Here is an 18,657-nt window from a genome sequence, read left to right as displayed (position 1 = left end):
CTAAAGGATGGGTTACTTCTTCTTGATTTTCTCGTATGCCTCCTTGTACTCCGTTATCAACTTGTCGCCGCCAGCTTTTTTCCACTTTTCGATCTCAGACTTCCAGCCTGCCTCGTCAATCTTGCCCATAATAAATTTCGTTTCCGCATCGGTCATGATTTGTTCAAGCTCCTTGCCCTTTTCCAAGAAGATTGCGGAGCTCAGCGTCAGCGTCGGATTGGTAACAACGTGCTTCTCGCTTTCACTGCCGATTTGTTGATTCTTACGGAATAGATCGGGCTGCTTCATCCGCTTGGCAATGTTGTAGTCCTCGTTCCGCTGTGGCAAATTATCCCGGTAAGGCTTCACTTCCTTCACATCCGCATCTCGGTCTAACGGCAAAGTAACGTCTCCTCCGTCTTGCCAATGCCTGCCTTCAATTCCTTTTACCAAAAGGGTCGCCATTGGCGGATCCATCAATTTGTCCATGAAAGACAACACTTTTTTCATGTCTGCTTCCGTTTTTACTGAGCTTTTCGGAATGGCCAGGAAGCCATTGTTTCCGCTTTCTCCCGGTACTCTTATGCCTTTCGGGCCTTCCAACGGAGCGTTATCGATAACGGCGGTCGGTACGACCTTAGCAATCTTATCCTGCCAGCTCTGAGCATTGCCTCCGGAGATTCGGATCGCGGCGTGCCCGGTATCGTAAGCCTTGTCGATCTCAGAGATATCGACTACGGCAAAGTCTTGGTTGATCAGCTTTTCGTCATAAAGACGTTTGAAGAACTTCATTGCTTCGAAGAAGGGCTCGGTCATGAATTCAGGCGTAAAGGTTCCATTCTCGTACTGCCACTTGTTCGGACCGCCATTCATCACCGAGAACCGGGTCAGCATTGAATCTGCATTCTGGTTGTATTTCTTTTCCACCATCATTCCGTAGGTGTCGTTCTTTCCGTTCTTGTCGGGATCGCCCAGCGTCATTGCTTTGATTACGTTATACCATTCATCCAGAGATTTCGGCGCCTTGAGGCCGGCAGCGTCAAACCAGTCCTTCCGATAATGTACGACGGAACGGCTCAAACCGCGGAACAAAGGGACGCCATAAATTTTTCCGTCTACGGCAATATTGTCGTAGAATATCTGATTTTGCGCCGATAAGTTTTTGTTATCTTTCAGGTATGGGCCGATTTCCCAAAAAAGATTGTCTTTCAATGCTCCGATAGCTACAGCATTGTAGTTGAGCTTGATCAGTTCCGGAAGCTCGTTGGAAGCGATCATGACATTGACCTTCTCGTCATAGGCCGATAGAGGAATCCACTGGAATTTCAGATCGGTATTCGTGTACTGCTCCATCGCTTTTTCCATATCGTTGTCGTTCGCGGGAGCTTCCCCTACCTGGTTGATGACGATTGAAATCGGGAAGGGCTTGCTGTCCACTTTCTTCGCGCCTTCTGTGGCGCTCGCGCCTGTTTCCTTATCACTGCCGCAGGCCGACAGCATCACCGATGCAAGCAGCACTGTGCTCATTCCTAATGCAACCTTTTGCTTTTTCATCGTTCTACCCCTTCATTATGAAATTTTATTTAAAACCTACCCCTCTCAGTCATCCTGTGAAAGATAAGCTATAAACCAATGTATTCGAAATAATCAAAATCCGCATGGTTAACGCTGGACCCACCGTTACTGCTAGCGAAAAGACCGATGTATGCTCCGGTGAAGCCCCCCGCAATATCTGTACTGAGAATGGTGCCGTCTATACCGTTCGCCACGGGCAGCCACTGCTCAGCCTCCGTCCCATAATCGAAACGAAGGGATTGTCCGATCGCTTCCACTTTCAAATAAAGCGGGACCGCATCCATACTCCGGCTGGAAAGCACCTTTTCCTCGCCGTTAATCCTGCTCACAAGGCGAACTTCCAGCCTAGAGTCATCATCCAGACCGCATTCCAAACGGTATTGATAGTCCTGGTTTTGCAATAACACCAAACCCGCCGCTTCCTTGCCGGTATTTGGCATGAACTCTATCTTTGTCCGTACGGCATAGGAAATATCCTGCTGCCTACGGCCTACAAAGCTTGGATTGCCGACCTCGGAAATCGACGCTGATTTAAGCCTCAGCCTTAGATAACCCGGGCGCTCGCTTAAGCTCCAAAACTCTCCTCTCGGAGTCCGGATGAAATTCCACCGGTGCTCCAATGCCGGAGCGTCAAAATGATCGCAAGCAGGTAAAGCAGGCCACCTTGCTTCGGGTAAATTCGGCTTAGGCATCTCCCATTCAATGATTCCTTTACCCGGATTCACTAACGGCCAATCGTCCTCCCACTCCACGGAAACGAGAAATGTTTCACGCCCCAAATTCCGGTATTGCCCCCCATACGGCCGGGAAGCCAAACATACCATCCACCACTCCCCAGTCTGCGTTTGAACAAGATCCGCATGGCCTACGTTGGCAATACCGTGCTGTTTGCCAAGATGCCGATGCGTCAGGATCGGATTGCGTTTGCATACCTCGTAAGGTCCTATAAGCGATTCACTCCGTGCAATGGTAACGGCATGAGTAAAGCCCGTTCCTCCCTCAGCAATAAGCAAATAGTAGTACCCGCCCACTTTGTAAAGATGCGGGGCTTCTTGTGCGTGAGCTTGCTTCAGCGCCCCATCCCAAAGACTATACTTCGGACCGACCAACTGCTTCGTCTCCAAATCCAGCTCCTGAAGCCAAATCTCCATATGCTTTGGGTATTGCTGTCCGCTCGGCGGCACCCGGTTTCCTGTATAGTAGACTTTGCCGTCATCATCGAAGAACAAAGAAGGATCAATCCCAGGCGCATCGTCCAACCAATACGGGTCCGACCAGGGTCCGGCAGGGTCTGTGGCAGTAACGAAGAAATTCTCGCGCCCACCGGGGACTCTCTCCGTAAGCGTCGTAATCATATAGAAAACGCCTTCATGATATCTTAACGCGGGGGCATAGATCCCCCGAGAAGCTGGAATACCATCCAGATTGAGCTGCGACGGTCGATCGAGCACATGTCCGATCTGACGCCAATGGACTAAGTCCTTGCTGTGGAAGATGGGGACACCGGGAAAATATTCGAAAGTCGATGTGACCATGTAATAATCCGCCCCCACCCTACAGATGGAAGGATCAGGGTAAAACCCGGCAAGAATTGGATTACGGAACGTTTCCATTCAACTTCTCCCTTCTTTTAAGAGGTTGTTTAAAACTCTCTATCCCTTCACCGAACCCAAGAGCACACCTTTCGTAAAATGCTTCTGCAAGAACGGATATACAAACAGAATCGGAACGGTAGCAAATACAATAACAGCCATACGAATGGTTAACGGCTGAATCTGGGCTTCATCGATACTTGCATCGCCGATCCGGCTTTGCGCTAAAATAACGATCTCCCGCAGGAGCACCTGAATCGGCCATTTCGTATTATCGTTGATATACAGAATAGCATTGAAAAATTGATTCCAATGAGACACCGCATAGAAAAGAGCGAATGTGGCCATGGCCGGCATCGATAAAGGGAGAACGATACGGAATAATACCCCCAGATCGCTGCATCCATCGATTTTCGCCGAATCTTCCAAACCATCCGGTATTTGTTGAAAAAAGTTTTTAAGCACAATGAGATTGAAGCCGCTAATTGCGCTTGGAATCATCAAAGACCACAGCGTATTGGTTAAACCCAGCGCTTTTACTATAAAATAAGTGGGGATCAACCCGCCTCCGAACAGCATCGTAAACAATACGGCCAGCAAAATGTATTTTCTGCCCCGGATATGCGCCTTCGATAGCGGGTAGGCCATCAGTGATGTAAACAGCAGATTAATGAAGGTGCCTACAACCGTGATGTAAATAGAAACCATTAAACTTCTGACCAACGTATTTGTTGAGAAAATGTATCGGTAGGAGGCAAGGGACCATTCCTTGGGAAACAAAATGATGCCCCCTCTTGCTACCTCCTCCGGACTGGTGAAAGAAACCGCCAGAATATATAGAAACGGCAGTCCGCAAGCAACAGAGAAGATGAGTAAGAAGCTGTAGTTAAAAATATCGAATAGGCGGTTGCCTAAAGTTTTATCGTATGACATTACGATGTCCTCCTTTTTTTGAAACAAGACGGTGTTAGTACACACCTTCTTGGCCGAATCGTTTGGCAAGCCAGTTCGAGCCAAGCACCAAGACCAAACCTATTGCCGATTTAAATAAACCTACCGCCGCACTATAGCTATATTGCGCCTGCGTTAATCCTTTCGTGTATACATAGGTATCGAATACTTCCCCTACCTCCCGATTGGTTGGCGTGATCATCAAGAAGATATGCTCGAAGCCGGAATCCAGAAAATTTCCGAGACGAAGAATCATCAGGATAATGATCGTGCTTCGAATCGCCGGGAGGGTAATATGCCAAAGTTGTCTCCACCTTCCGGCTCCGTCTATGCGCACAGCTTCATACAGCTGCATGTCGACACCGGATAAAGCTGCAAGGAAAATAATCGTGCCCCAACCGACTTCCTTCCATATGGATTGCGAAATAATCATCGTCCGGAACCATTCCGGTTCAAGCAGGAAGGCGATTTTCTTCCCGCTGATCGCATAGATCAGTTCATTTAAAATCCCATTCTCCGTCGTAAGCAGCATATAGAATATACCTACGACAACCACCCATGAAACAAAGTGAGGAATATAGATAAGCGTTTGTACGAATCGTTTGAACCTTTCCCTGCGAAGCTCATTCATCATTAACGAAAGAATGATCGGCAGCGGGAAGAAAAAGACCAGATTATAAATCGCAATAATAATTGTATTTCTAAACAGCATGCCGAACTGCGGCTCGCTAAAGAACCGTTCAAAATGCTTTAACCCAACCCAAGGGCTTTCCATAAAACCAAGGTGGGGCTTATAATCTTGGAATGCCATAATCAATCCGTACATAGGGACATATTTGAAAATAAGAAAGTATGCCACACCCGGTAACATCATCAGGTATAACCATTTGTCCCTAATGAATTCCTTCATCAGTAAACCGAATTTCGATTTTCGAACCTGTCCGTCCGATCGTCCCGACTGCAAAGTCAAGTCTGCTTTCATCTTAAGCTCCTCCACATCTCTTTGTTTATGCCTTTATTATTGGACAGAATCCTTGTGGCAGGCTATACCTGCGGCATAACCTCTTTCGCTTTTCTGCCCTTTTCCAGAGCTATAGCTTCCAGACAACTATATATGCACAAACGAAAAAACCCTTGATTTCTCAAGGGTTCTACGGCATTTTCCAGTATTGGCGGTCTTATTTATCCTTGTCCTGCTTGGTATAAGCTTCTTCATATTCCCGGATCATCTTATCGCCGCCGGCTTCTCTCCACTTGTTGATTTCGGATTTCCAGCCTGATTCATCGATTTTACCCATAATAAACTTCGTCTGCGCATCCGTAATCAGGACCTCAAGCTCCTTGCCTCGCTCGGCATAGGTTTCTGATTCTAAGGTTAGCGCTGGGTTAGGGACGATATACAACTCATTCTCCTTGATGATCTGCTGGTATTTCCGATAGAGGTCGGGTTGGCGTATAGGCTTCAGAGCAGAATTACTGTCAATATACGGGAAAGAATCTCTATAAGTCTTAACCTCCTTTAGATCCAGTTCACGATCGAGAACCTCCGTATACTCGCCTTTGTCGATCCAATGTTTATTTTCGATTCCTCTGGAAAGCACGGTTTGCATGGCAGGCCCCAACAGCTTATCTAGAAAGGTTAAAATTTTTCTCATTTCCGCTTCCGTTTTCACCGCATCCTTAGGAATAGCCAGGAAACCCACATTGCCCGGTTCGCCAGGGAGGCGAATCCCTCCAGGACCCTCTAACGGAGCCACCTCCACAACTGCTGAAGGAACCGTCTTTACCAACTTATCTTGCCAGCTTTGGGCATTCCCTCCGACAACCTGAGTACCCGCCCGCCCCAAATTATATAACCTTGACGTTTCCGTAGCATCCACAACTGCAAAATCCTGGTTCATCAGCTTTTCTTGATAAAGCCGTTTAAACAGCTTCATCGTTTCATAGAATGGCTCGGTCATAAATTCGGGGGTGAAACGGCCGTTCTCAACCTTCCATTTGTTCGGCCCTCCTTGCGATACGGAAAGCCGTGTCAGTATAGAACTTACGTCCTGATTGTATCTTTTCTCCAAGATCATCCCGTATGTATCGTTCTTCCCATTCTTATCCGGGTCATCCAGCGTAAGCGCTTTAATGACCGCATACCAATCATTGAGCGTCTTTGGCAACTTTAAACCCAAGCTGTCAAACCAGTCTTTACGGTAATGAATAACTGCACGACCAAGTGGGCGGTACAAGGGTACCCCGTATATTTTTCCGCCGACAGCGATATTATCGTAATACTGCTTATTTTGGGCGGATAACTGTTGATAGTCCTTTAAATAGGGACCGATCTCCCAAAACTGATCTGCCTTCAGCGTAGCGATGATCGTCGGTGTATAAGTAAGCTTGATCAGCTTCGGGAGCTCTCCGGAAGCGATCATCAGCTTTACTTTCTCATCATAAGCCGAAAAGGGAATCCATTGAATTTGCAAATCTACATTGGTGTACGCTTCGATAGCCTTTTCGATCTCGTTGTTCTTGGGAGGAATTTCTTCAATTTGATTGACCACAAGCGAAAGGGAGAAGGGTTTAGCAGCATTTACCCCTTCCTGCTTATTACTCTGGCTGCATGCTGTCAGCAAAATGGAGGATATAAGTAAGCTTACAATGAAGACGGAATATCGTTTCATTCTGTTCTCCCCTTCTACTTTTGATCCATCTTCTCACGGTACTGTCCCGGTGTTACATCGAACATTTTCCGAAAGCTCCGAATGAATGCGCTTATATTTTTATACTGAAGCCTTTCACCGATTTCCGAAATTTTCATATCCGTTGTCTCCAGCATGACCTTGGCCATCTTCATCCGATAATCAGATAAATAATCGCTAAACGTCGTACCGATTTCCTTCTTGAAAATGCGGCTTAGATACACCGGATGGTAGCTAAGAATTTCCGAACACGATTCCAATGTAATTTCCTGATCGAATTGCTCCTGAATCATCCTTACAAGCCTATCCGCGATCTTTACGTATTGCGTTTCTGATATCTCTGATAAAACCTGAATCATTGGAGCAAACAATCGGGATTCGAACCAGTACTCAATTTCATCCCGCGTTTGCAAATGCAGCAATCGTTCTACCGCGCCTTCATCCCCAAGAACTTTTTTTATCGAAATGCCTTGATCCTGTACGATCTGAAGAATCCGAGAAATAAGCTGCAGCAGTAAAATGTGATGCTCGTACAAGAAGCCGTCCTTATGCAGCAGCGCATTCAAATATTGCCGAAACAGCTCGGTGGCTTTGTCCAGCTGCATTTCACGAAGCGCATACACAAGCTGCTCCTCCATTACCTTAAGGTGCGTGTAGACATATTTATCTGCTCCGGGGTTATTTTCGATATCCTCATAGTGAACAATAATCTCCGGGCCAAGACTTATACGTGATTTCATAGCTAACAAGCTCTCTCCATACGCTTTGACTGTATCTGTTAATGTAGGAAACGGTTTACTGATTCCGATGCTTACTTGTATATGTAAATAATGCTTGGCATTCGTTTTAATGGATTCAGCCATTTGATATAAAATGCGCTTAACCTCCGACGGATCCTCCACATCCGTTGCCACAAGCGTGACTTGCGACTGGTTCAAGATGATCGGTGTAAACCGGAACTCAGGAGGCAGTACCTCCTGGGCAATGTTATTTACGGCATAAAGCAGAAGCTCCCGGTCTTGCTCCTGATACTTCGAATCCTGTAAATTATCAATTTTCAGAGTCAGCACCCCTAGACGTTTCCATCCGGTTGGAAAGCCATACATAGTAGAGCGGAATAAATAGTCGTTCTCCGATAACTGTCCTGTAAACAGCTTTAGAACAAAAAATTCTTTTAAATGTCCCGCTTGACCGAGCATTTGCTGTTCGATATGATTTCTTGAAATAGCCAAAGACTGCATGCTTACCTTAATGAACTCCAGTTCATCGGTTCTAGGCTGTATCGATTGAGCGTTAAATTTATGATCAATACCCTTGGCAACATCTAATAGATTCTGTATAGGTCGATACATGCGGCGACTGCCATATAAAGCAAAAGCTAGAACGACCAATAGGATGGCTGCGCAAACAATCAGTGTTAGCTTGGCAATTTTCTGGGGTTCCCTAGTGATTTCACCAATAGAGATAACCGACACATACGTCCACCCGTTGTAGCCTGAGGAACGGTACATAACCGCCACCTCTTCATTACCTAGATGCGTATTGAAAAGTCCTTGTTTATTTTCCGGCTCCGCCTCCAGTCTGCCAGCGATGACCCGATTGATTTCCCGATACCCTTCCTTTACCTCAGCCGTTACAAGAATATCCGCTCCTGTGCGGTTCAGGATATAATTTCGGTTGGACGGATTGCCGGGTAACAGCGCTTCCCGAATATCGGCTGCCGAAATACGTACAACCACAAGCCCTTGCGGCTTACTTGTTTGGGGCAGGATCGGTATTTTATGTACGAGGGTTATCATTTCCACAGGATTTTCATGCTCAACGCCATTTGCAGACACCGTTTCCGTACTCCAATAAATGCTTCTCGGCTGCTTGGCGTAATCCCAGAACTCCTCATTGTTTTCAACCTGATCTAACGGTTTCAAGGCGCTCAAATTTATAGACCAGTTTCGCTCCAGATTGATTAAAAAGGCCTCAGTGATGACAACATCACTTGATTGAAGATTATATAGCGACACGGAAAGATCACGTATTTGTTCAAAATCAGTGGACGAATAAGTCGTGTTCATCGCTGTCTTAACCAGGGAAGAGTTGGCATACTGCGTCGCCGATTTCTCAATGGATTTCAAGATCTGTTCCACACGCATCTGGGTTTGTGTCAACCACTGCATATTGCCTTCTTTTACCTTGTCCTCAAGATCCCTAGTTGCAATCGAATATGAGACAATCCCAATAATTACAGCGGGAAGTACTCCTAATAAAAAGCTAAATGCCAGTAACCTAAGCAAATATCTGCGCAATACGATTCCCCCCTTCGAAAGCACCGCTGCCTGCTGTCTAGAAATTGATTATTTCTATTATATATGGAAAATGGGAAATAGACAGGATTGTTCTCTTTTTTATACATTGAGACTTTACGAAAGTTTGTTATTATTTAATAAAGATTACACTTACGAAGCAAAGTTTTCTTTCGAAAACTTTAAAGGAGTGGGATACCGAATGAATGGGGATTTTGAAATTAGCTTTGCCAAGCAGCCTACCAACCTGCCGATGCAGCGTACTCACTACCATGAGCACTATGAAATTTATTATTTGTTCGCCGGGGAGCGTTATTTTTACATAGAGAATCGAACCTATCATGTGAAGAAGGGCTCTTTGATTTTTATCAAGAAACATGACATTCATAAAACACTAGAAGGCGGTAAACTTCATGAACGCGCGATCGTTTACTTCACGGATGCATTTCTGGAGCCGTATCGCGGATCCCATCTGGATCTGCTCCTGTCGCCTTTTATGCAAATCAACCGCGTTATTGATTTTAACAACTTGGAACAGAATTATATTGAGAATCTTCTCTTTCAAATGAATAACGAATATACCAACCCCAATCGTCATGGGCAGGCACTTTATTTCGAAACACTACTCGTCCAACTGCTGCTGTTCGCCTCTCGCAAGGCAGCGGACACGGCGGAAACCGCCTATCTTCCGATGAACAAAAAAATTGCAGAGATCACCGAATATTGCAACACGCATTATATGAAAATCCTTACGATGAAGGAGGCGTCTGCTCAATTCTTCATTAGTCCCTTTCATTTCAGCCGTCTCTTTAAGCGATATACAGGCTTCAACTTTACCGAATACATTCTAACGCTCCGAATTCGAGAGGCACAAAGACTGCTGCGGGAAACCTCCAGCAAAGTAATCGATATTGCAGAATCAGTCGGATACTTGAACATCACTCATTTTAATCGCAAATTTAAGCAGGTAACCAAAATGTCACCTCTCGAATATAAGAAAATGATTAGAACGAATGTAAAATAAACATCCGTGAAAAAAGGAAGGTTGAAGCCATCGAATGGCTTATACAACCTTCCCGTAAATCCGCTGTTAATGAATAGGTTCCACTTGCACCAGCTTTTCTGACTCCATGCCGGCCAACAGGAATGGTGCCAAGCCCATCATAACATCGCTAACTACTTTCTCTTCCACATAATACTTGAAGGTACCATCTCGGTAAGGGGTTCCACCCAGTCCGGCTCCATGACAAATCCCATGCAGATGCACCCCGGCTGAATCGGTTTCCACAAGATGATCGATCATTCCTTGAAACCCCTTTAACGCTACGGCCTTGAATTTCCCAGATAAATAACCAAGTCTAGTCCCCTTAGCCAGCGCGTAAACAAACATGCCACTACCGGAGGCTTCTACATAATTGCCTTCCCTGTTCCCCATATCCAGCAATTGATACCAAAGGCCCGTATCTGGGTCCTGTACCTTAGCCAGCGCTTCTGCCATGCGCTCAAAAATCCCGATAATGGTTCCCCGCTTTGGGTGATCCACAGGAAAGTGCTCCAGTGCGTCGACAACCGCCATCGCGTACCACCCCATCGCCCGGCTCCAGAAATGAAAGGATTGTCCTGTGTTCGAATCACACCACGCTTGTTCTCTGCTTTCGTCCCAGCCATGACGGAGCAGCCCTGTCTTTGGGTCTCGCGTGTGTTTCTCTACCAGCAGCAGTTGGTTAGCTACATCGTCGAAGAGATCCTCCCGACCGAACGTCTTCGCATACTCCGCAAGGAACGGAGAGGACATGTACAGCCCGTCAAGCCACATTTGGAACGGATAAATCTTCTTATGCCAGAACCCGCCCTCGCTTGTTCTTGGATGTCCTTTCAGTTGAACAGCGAGCAGATGCGCTGCATGCTCATACCCCTTCTCACCGGTTCGCCGAAGCAAGGGGAACAGTACTTTTCCTTGGTTCACTTGATCCAGATTATATTCTTCGATCACATAAGTCCGAATCCTACCGTCAGGCTGAACGAAAAGGTCAATGTGACGCTTCATAAATTCGTAATAGCGTTCATCGCCGGTTTGCTCCGCCAGCCTCCCCAATGCGAGAAGCATCATACCGGGAACGTAGGCCCACCGTTTCGCCAGCTCTGGATGATAGCCCTCTGCATCTGCTTCGGACATAAATGTATTTGCCGTATTTACAGCCCAATCAAGATGTTTCGTCATTGTTTTTTATCCTCTCTTTTTCCTTCCTATGTTTTCGAGCATTTAACACAAGATGGTACCCATTGGATCTCATTGTATGCCAAATTCAATTGAAATTCTTTGTCCATCCTTGTTCATTTTTCCGGAACTTTGCTATATATGCGCTTTTTATTATTCCAAATAAAAAAAGAGAACCTTTTGATTAGGTTCCCATAAGGGGACTCTCCACTTTTATTCTTGATGCGGGAACCCAAATCCGGATGCGATATCATCTCCTAAAGATGCAGAAATCCCACCTAATATATCGTTACTTTTGTTGCTTCTGCAGAGCTACCACGTGATAGGACACCCAGGGGCTACAACTTTAAATTAATATGATAAAAACCCTTGTGAATCAAGGGTTTTCGTCGTTTCTATAGGATTTACTCACATGCCAGGAGGACGGCACTCTCTACATGCACCGTATGCGAGAAATAAAATGGAAATATTAAATTAGGTTCATTAATGTCTCAAATTCATCAATCTCGTTGTTTAATTGTTTAAATAGTTTTAACCAAGATAATTGATGCGGAGTTAGTACATCTATAAGTCTAGGATCATAAAATGTCCCTTTACCTTCTATTAAGCGTTGGAAAGCTTGATTTGGAGACATAGCATCCCGATAAGCACGATTAGAAGTCATCGCATCAAACGCATCGGCAATTGCAAGAATTCGCGCTTCTAATGGGATCTCCTCCCCTTTTATGCCAGTAGGATAACCTAGCCCATCCCACCTTTCATGATGATACAGTACGCCCTCTCGTAATGTTCCTAAGACCGAAATCTTTTCTACCATTTTTGCACCCACAACTGAATGGGTCTTAATAATTTCATACTCTTCATCTGTAAGCTTCGATGGCTTTGCAAGGATTGTCTCTGATATATTTATTTTCCCTATGTCGTGGAGAAGCCCCATCATTTTAAGTGAGTGCAGTTTTTTAGGTTCTTGCTGATATTCAGGCAGTTTACTTGCAAGGTCAACAGCGTAATTACTGACTCTCTCACTATGACCAAAAGTATATGTATCTTTAGCTTCAACAGAAACGATAAACGTTTTAACAACTTGTTCAATCGATTCATCAGCAGATTTAGATATAATCGAAACCAAATTTAAATAAAGACCAAGTAGTTTTTTGTATAGGATATGACTGAAAGTTGCAAGAATGATGTAAAGAAGAATTCGGTTCGAGAGATCAATAGAATCAAGGGTGGTATTTGGAATCAAGGGAAAGTATAAATCGAGAGTAATCATGCTGACTAATCCAAGAACGGAATATACCAATAAAGAAATAATATCGCCATATAATGCAGAAATTAAAGGTATCAAGAGGAAAAAACTCCATGCTTCCCTATAACCCGAACCAAAATATAAACATATGACTACATAACAAACAAAGCATAAAGTTATATGTTTCAATACTGATACGGGAAGTTTAGAAAATTTATTTAATGAATACGTAATAACGCAAATTACTAGACAAAGTAATAAAACCCCAATATCTGCTCTTGAGTAAGGCAAGTGCATAACTCTAAAAAAATAATTCCAAGTAATACTTAAGATTAAATATACAAAACCAACTTGTAAAATGTTGTTATTTAGGTTGCCTTGATGAATTTTGTAAAAGGACAAAAGTAGTCTATTTTGCTCGGCATTCCCCATATAGAAAGTCCATCCCAATTGATTTATTTGAACTTCATTGTATCATTTTTAACAATGATAGACTATGGAATCTTAACTTCCTATAGTAAAAAAGAACCTGTAGTGATACAATTCGTATCATAAGAAAATTATTCCAACCAAATTACGACATTCTTCTATAATTAAATAGAGAAAAAATAAAAAGGAGCGTTATTATTATGAGCAATAATTTGAGCTACAACTACAGTTTTTATGAAGCTTTTGGTAAAGAAAGAGATAACGCTATTCTGCTTCATCATCAAAGATACCAGGAGGTGGGTTTTTTTGGGAAAGACGATAAGGATCCCTATGAAACAAATTCTATCTATTTTGTCGCAGAATCGATAACGGAGAAGAAGATTGTCGGAGTAACACGCCTTATTTTTGAGAGATTAGAAGAATTGCCGACCATGAAATACTTTTCGTTATATGACCTCGAAAAAGCCAAATTAATGCAAATGGATCAAAGTCGATACGCGGAAATCAGTGCATTTACGAAGATGCCTCAACATGATGTCGGAATGGGACTGATCCGAACTGTTCTACAATATTCTCAGCATACAGGAATCACCCACTGGATATGCTGCATTGATGAGAGAGTCTATAATTATATGCACCGCATGTTCAAATTCCCTTTCAAGATTGTAGGAGCACCCAAATTATACCTTGGCTCAACTAGTATTCCATGCTTATTAAATCTAAAAGAATGTTTAAGCACACTAGAAGTTTATCGGCCCACTCTATATAATTATTTATCAGAAAATTCTTATAAAACTAATGAGGTGGTACTATGATCAAAGAACAATTTAGCCGTAATTTAGGGATTATGTCGGAAGAGGAAATCAATATTCTTCAAAAAAGTACAATTTCTATTGCAGGATGCGGTTGTATAGGCGGATTTTCCGCAGAATTACTAGTCCGAATGGGTATAGGAAAGGTAAAGCTCGCTGACCCCGATGTTTTTGATATCTCCAATATTAATAGGCAATGTGCAGCTACCTTTGAATCCGTTGGCAAGTCCAAGGTTCTAGCATTACGGGATCATTTATTAAAAATAAATCCTGAACTTATTGTAGAAGAATACCTGTCAGGCGTTACTAAGGAGAATGTTCAACAATTCATTCATGGCTCCGATTATGTCATCGATGCCATCGATTATTTTGAGTTTCCAACGTCATTGTTCATGCACCAGGCAGCAAGAAAAGAACATCTATATATCATTACTGCGGTAGCGCTTGGCTTTGGTACATCGGTTTTAACATTTTCACCCACGGGGATGTCACTAGAACAATATTTGGGCTTACCGGATGGCCTTTCGCCCGAGAAGCTTAATGAACTCACCTTCCCGGCTGGAAACTACACCAGTTCTCTCCCAGCCTATGCAACTCCAGATAAAATTCTAAAATGGATCCAAGCAAAAACGATCCCTACTATTAGTGTGGGACAAGCACTAGGTCCTGGCGTGTTAGTATCTCATCTAGTTCTTCATCTTCTAAACAGAAAAGAGCCTGTCATCGTACCAGAGAAATTTGAATTACAGTTTGAATTATAAACTCGCCAAACCCGGATCAATATTCTCTTTTATTTTCCAGATGAAATTTTTGCTCTTTCAATATGTTCATTCCTAATAATGGGATCTACTATATTGGCTTTTTGAATTATTTCATATATTCGGTTGATTGCAATCTCGTTATGTTTTGGTTCAGGGGATTCCGCTTTAAATCTTAGAAGTTTCCTTTGAATAAACTCGGTTAACTCCACATCGTAAACAATTAAATCGTTGGAATGAATTTTTCTAAGTTCAGGATCGACACTGAATCTACAACGCATTGTAAAAGAAATCATCGATACAAAGGTTAATGTTTTAAACTCATGTAATATGTATTCCAAAGCTTTTATGTGACCGTAATTCTGAAAAAATGGGTTATACATTTTAAATCTATTACTTACTGACCAATACCTATCATTTTTGTTTCCTTTTATTTCACCGTTATAGTTTTTAGTTTCGATAACAAATAAACCATATGGAGTAATGACTAGATGATCGACCTGCGAATATCCTGTTTTTGATTTAGAATTTGCAATCAAAATATCACTCAGATATTTGCAGTCCTTAGGAAGTTGGTCTAACTGAATGTTAATTTTGTGCTCACCCAATTCACCAATTCGGGCAGGCTCAATTTTTCTAACTGGTTTCACACTTTTTTTAGTTGTCCTCTTCTTTTCAATTTCTTTTTTTGGAGATGATCTAAAGAACTCTAGTATTTTTTTAAACATATGTACCCTCTCGTCAATCATACTTTTTATTTTAAGATTAGCTAAACCTCCTGGGCTTAATTAATCAGCAAAAGTTGCAAGTCTACAATTTCTGTATGCTAATTTGTTTTCTGATGGTCATAACAATAAACTTGTCCTGCAAATTTATTTGGGCGTTCCAAACAGTAATCCCTAACTTTTTCACTGACCTTTTTGCCACATTCGGCACATACAAACGATTCTGTAGTCTCTTGAACTTTAATTTTGGTGTGTTGTTTTTTATTAGCACTTACAATTTTATGCTTCACAATAACATAACTAATCCGAATCAAAAGCAAAACTGCTACTATGACAAACGCAATATTTAAATCTGATTCATCAACCTTTAATCCATTTTCTCCAGTAGTTTGAAATACAAAATGTTCAATCACATAAATAAATACTTTAACATTGCAATGAGTCCCATAGCACTAAATAAAAATGTTGAAATTGTAAGTTTCTTACGTTTCACTCTGCCATCCCTTTCGATTTAAATTTAGGTCTAAGAAATGCCCTTCTGGGCTTTCCATCGTCCTATAGGCCACTTGTCTTCCTTCTGCATAATACGTTCTTGCCATTGTAGAACGACCTTTAAAGAGTATTATTTTGACAACAATCAAAAACTTCACTAAAACAATATAATATTCGACAATATTCCTAATTCCCCCTTTAATTCTAAATACTCCGAGATATTGAACAGAAAAATAGGCTGTCCCAAAAGGTTAATAACCCTTAAGGGCAGCCTATTCTGCTTTGTCTTAAATTCTACTCCAACCCAATCCCCAAAACCCGACTATCCAAATCCAAATTCTCCCGATCCAGCGGCTCATCCGTCGCTCCCCTGCTGGAGGGAATGGCCGCTATCGCAGAGCGTGGAACAACCTTCCACTCTCTCACTCTATTCCCGTAATACTCCTTCGACCCTCGCGGCCGCGTCGTCCGCTCATAGGCTTTCTCCGGACTATCCATAATAATCTCGTCCGAGAACTTCTCCATCAAGCTCGTCGAATCCGGTAAAAATGGAAAAGCCCCAATATTAATGAGCTCCACACTTTTATAGAACTTATGCTGCCGGAACCGCTCCTCATCTTTTAAAATAGGTGATCTGTTACCCTTACCCCATTGCTCCCACTTCAAAAGGCCGCCGCATACTTCTCAATTGAAAAGGAATACTCTCCTTAAGAATCTCAAGAAATTAACGTCCTTAAAAGAATCCATTTGCTTGCTCAGATGGTGAAGCTCCCATTGTTTTCCTGCAAGGTGCTTATTTATTTCAGCTATCTCCTTATCGAATTGGTTGAGTTCGTTATTCAGGTTGATTCTGGCGGTATCTTCTTCCCTCTTTAAGAAATCATACTCCGGATTATAGGTTTGCCTTATGTTAGATATCATGTCCTGCGACCTGTTTTGATAAGTTTGTTCTAAGTTATTCAATATTGATTTCCTGTCCATAAATTTTGATTTTATGGCTATGATTTCACTACGAGGAACGGATTGGGGGATTTTAGTCCTATACTTGCGTTCTATCTTTTTTTTCCACTCTACCAGCGCTTTCGCTTGGGATGGACTCATTCCTACATGAACCGAGCCCCCGTTTTTTAATATCATATACACCTTTTCAATTTTTTTGCGGCCATAGGACTGAAAGATATTAATGTCCAAAAAATCAGCCGGCGTACGAATTCCGCTCGATCTTAAACGCCGTTTGATTTCATCGTCTATATCCGGTATTTTTTCTTGGCTAATCCTAATCTTCATTAATTGATCTTCCAGCCAAGTTTTTCGGAAAGAGGCCAATGCGCCGGCAAGCTCAGTTTTTTCCTCCTGATCTATGGTTTGTCTTTCACCCACGATTTCGCTTATATGACTCCGGAGTTCCTTCTGCAATTTTTCCGTTTCATTCTTTTCTCGTTCCGATACTTCCCCTTGCCTTCGTAATATATCGTTTATCTTGTCTTCCTCCATTTGTTGGAACTTATGCTTTATATCGTTGACTTCGTTCAATTCGCTTGTCAGATCGGAAACAACATATTCAAGCTCCTTTATTTTTTCAGACGTGGTTCTCTTTACTTTAACAGTGGGAAGTTTCACATAACACCAGCTTAAAAAGGCCATCTCCACACCTAATCCCAAAGTCGTGCAGGATACTAAAGCTGTAACCGGGGCGTTTCCATACATAACAGTTGCAGCCGATGCTACGGTAGTTAATACCAATAATGAAATGGTTCTTTCCAACACGAACCTATCTTTTGACAGAGGCTTGCAAGGTATTGCTTCCGTTGTGAGATAATCCAGTACCCACGACGAACCAACAGGATACGATGTTTCTGGTTGTGACTGGACAGCGGCTGACCGCATCTTCCTAGTGAGCCAATCAGAGAAGGCTGCTAGATGAGTCATTAATTTCGTTGCAGAGGCGGCTGAGATAGAGGCGGCTAAAGGATGCACGGCATCAACCAGTGATTCGGGATCAGGGGGCCGAGGCACCTTCGGCATTTCTATGGCCGTAACATCACGAAAGGAGTTTACCAAAAAACGTAACGTTTCATCATCAACAAGTTCCAGAAATTCAAAAGCGCGAGATGCGCCTGGCGAGACAAAGTCTTTCTGCCGAAAGAGAAGACATTCTTCACCCTCTCCCACTCCAAGCGAATTCCATAATGAAGCATCCACAGAAACGGTTGCAATTGAAATCAAAATGACCCACGCTGAAAAGTTATCGATATACGGCCCAAAATGTTCTTCGTTTCTTCCGGGGTGTTGATAATTTCTGTGACCGAGCTCGTTGCTTTTCATGCCGTTTAAGCCTGGTACATACATACCATCATAATCGATCAGAATAATTTCATCATTGTGAATCAATATGTTGCCATGCTGCAGGTCGCCATGCGCAATATTTGCCATGTGCAGCTCAGTGATCATTTTTAGCCATTTATTTGCTAGTCCTTTCAATATTTCAACGTTATGCAAATTTCTTTGGATATAATGAAGCAGCGATTCCCCCTGGGCCCACATCATTTTAACGACTGGAAACCAATTGCCGTTTATTTTTATGCCTTCAGAGAGGTACTCAAAAGGGACGATATAAGGGAGATTAACGGAGCTTAAATGCAAGCTGATGGCATCGTAACGGACCTTTTGATCCTTCACGTTATTGGTAAAGCACCTGACCGCCCATTCCGTCTTTCCGCACTTTATTTTGTAAACACTAGCGAAACCTCCCGAAATAGGACGAGGCAGTCCAAGCTTATCCAATTCAGGGAGTCCGGATTGAAGCTCCGGGTCCTTGAAACAAATTTGCGGATTTTGTATCGCTTCCCTATAATCCTGTGGAGTGGGCCACAACATCACCTCACATCCC

General features: G+C 43.0%; 15 protein-coding genes. 3 read left to right on the top strand and 12 right to left on the bottom strand.

Features of this window, described 5'->3' with window-relative positions:
* Positions 1–12: 12 nt before the first annotated feature.
* The 6 genes from ASG93_RS08540 to ASG93_RS08515 form a co-directional block, all read right to left on the bottom strand.
* Positions 13–1,533 (bottom strand): extracellular solute-binding protein, encoded by a 1,521-nt coding sequence (locus ASG93_RS08540; protein WP_056830831.1) that lies wholly within the window; start codon positions 1,531–1,533, stop codon positions 13–15.
* A gap of 68 nt (positions 1,534–1,601) precedes the next feature.
* Complete coding sequence (locus ASG93_RS08535; protein WP_056830829.1) at positions 1,602–3,167, bottom strand: glycoside hydrolase family 43 protein; 1,566 nt, start codon at positions 3,165–3,167, stop codon at positions 1,602–1,604.
* Positions 3,168–3,206: 39 nt separating this feature from the next.
* The gene (locus ASG93_RS08530; RefSeq protein WP_056830827.1) at positions 3,207–4,079 is read right to left on the bottom strand and encodes a carbohydrate ABC transporter permease; all 873 of its coding nucleotides are present in this window, start codon (positions 4,077–4,079) and stop codon (positions 3,207–3,209) included.
* 34 nt (positions 4,080–4,113) lie between these two features.
* Positions 4,114–5,007, bottom strand: a complete 894-nt coding sequence (locus ASG93_RS08525; protein ID WP_414858852.1) for an ABC transporter permease — start codon at positions 5,005–5,007, stop codon at positions 4,114–4,116.
* A 268-nt stretch (positions 5,008–5,275) separates the two neighbouring features.
* A complete protein-coding gene (locus ASG93_RS08520) occupies positions 5,276–6,769 on the bottom strand; it encodes an extracellular solute-binding protein (RefSeq protein WP_056830824.1) in 1,494 nt (497 codons plus the stop codon).
* 14 nt (positions 6,770–6,783) lie between these two features.
* A complete protein-coding gene (locus ASG93_RS08515; protein WP_056830822.1) occupies positions 6,784–9,087 on the bottom strand; it encodes a helix-turn-helix domain-containing protein in 2,304 nt (767 codons plus the stop codon).
* A 199-nt stretch (positions 9,088–9,286) separates the two neighbouring features.
* On the opposite strand from ASG93_RS08515, the gene ASG93_RS08510 reads away from it, so the two are divergent.
* A complete protein-coding gene (locus tag ASG93_RS08510) occupies positions 9,287–10,108 on the top strand; it encodes a helix-turn-helix domain-containing protein (RefSeq protein WP_056830820.1) in 822 nt (273 codons plus the stop codon).
* A gap of 66 nt (positions 10,109–10,174) precedes the next feature.
* On the opposite strand, the gene ASG93_RS08505 is transcribed toward ASG93_RS08510, so the two are convergent.
* Positions 10,175–11,305, bottom strand: a complete 1,131-nt coding sequence (locus ASG93_RS08505) for a glycoside hydrolase family 105 protein (protein ID WP_056830818.1) — start codon at positions 11,303–11,305, stop codon at positions 10,175–10,177.
* A 466-nt stretch (positions 11,306–11,771) separates the two neighbouring features.
* The gene (locus tag ASG93_RS08500; protein ID WP_056830816.1) at positions 11,772–12,983 is read right to left on the bottom strand and encodes an HD-GYP domain-containing protein; all 1,212 of its coding nucleotides are present in this window, start codon (positions 12,981–12,983) and stop codon (positions 11,772–11,774) included.
* A 197-nt stretch (positions 12,984–13,180) separates the two neighbouring features.
* On the opposite strand from ASG93_RS08500, the gene ASG93_RS08495 reads away from it, so the two are divergent.
* Both ASG93_RS08495 and ASG93_RS08490 read left to right on the top strand, forming a co-directional pair.
* Positions 13,181–13,795: an N-acyl amino acid synthase FeeM domain-containing protein gene (locus ASG93_RS08495; protein ID WP_056830814.1), complete on the top strand. Its 615-nt coding sequence runs from the start codon at positions 13,181–13,183 to the stop codon at positions 13,793–13,795.
* Positions 13,792–14,553 carry a ThiF family adenylyltransferase gene (locus ASG93_RS08490; protein WP_056830812.1) on the top strand — a complete coding sequence of 254 codons (762 nt, stop codon included), beginning with the start codon at positions 13,792–13,794 and terminating at the stop codon, positions 14,551–14,553. Before ASG93_RS08495 ends, ASG93_RS08490 begins: the two co-directional genes overlap by 4 nt.
* A gap of 29 nt (positions 14,554–14,582) precedes the next feature.
* Here ASG93_RS08490 and ASG93_RS08485 read toward each other — a convergent pair whose 3' ends face one another.
* The 4 genes from ASG93_RS08485 to ASG93_RS08470 form a co-directional block, all read right to left on the bottom strand.
* A complete protein-coding gene (locus ASG93_RS08485; RefSeq protein ID WP_056830892.1) occupies positions 14,583–15,278 on the bottom strand; it encodes a nuclease-related domain-containing protein in 696 nt (231 codons plus the stop codon).
* A 98-nt stretch (positions 15,279–15,376) separates the two neighbouring features.
* Complete coding sequence (locus ASG93_RS08480; RefSeq protein ID WP_056830810.1) at positions 15,377–15,688, bottom strand: hypothetical protein; 312 nt, start codon at positions 15,686–15,688, stop codon at positions 15,377–15,379.
* A 373-nt stretch (positions 15,689–16,061) separates the two neighbouring features.
* Positions 16,062–16,433 (bottom strand): hypothetical protein, encoded by a 372-nt coding sequence (locus ASG93_RS08475; RefSeq protein WP_056830808.1) that lies wholly within the window; start codon positions 16,431–16,433, stop codon positions 16,062–16,064.
* Positions 16,434–16,451: 18 nt separating this feature from the next.
* Positions 16,452–18,644, bottom strand: a complete 2,193-nt coding sequence (locus ASG93_RS08470) for a protein kinase domain-containing protein (RefSeq protein WP_056830806.1) — start codon at positions 18,642–18,644, stop codon at positions 16,452–16,454.
* Positions 18,645–18,657 lie beyond the last annotated feature (13 nt).

The organism is Paenibacillus sp. Soil787 (genome assembly GCF_001429545.1).
GTDB lineage: Bacteria > Bacillota > Bacilli > Paenibacillales > NBRC-103111 > Paenibacillus_E.
This window is presented reverse-complemented; position numbering and strand designations above follow the sequence as displayed.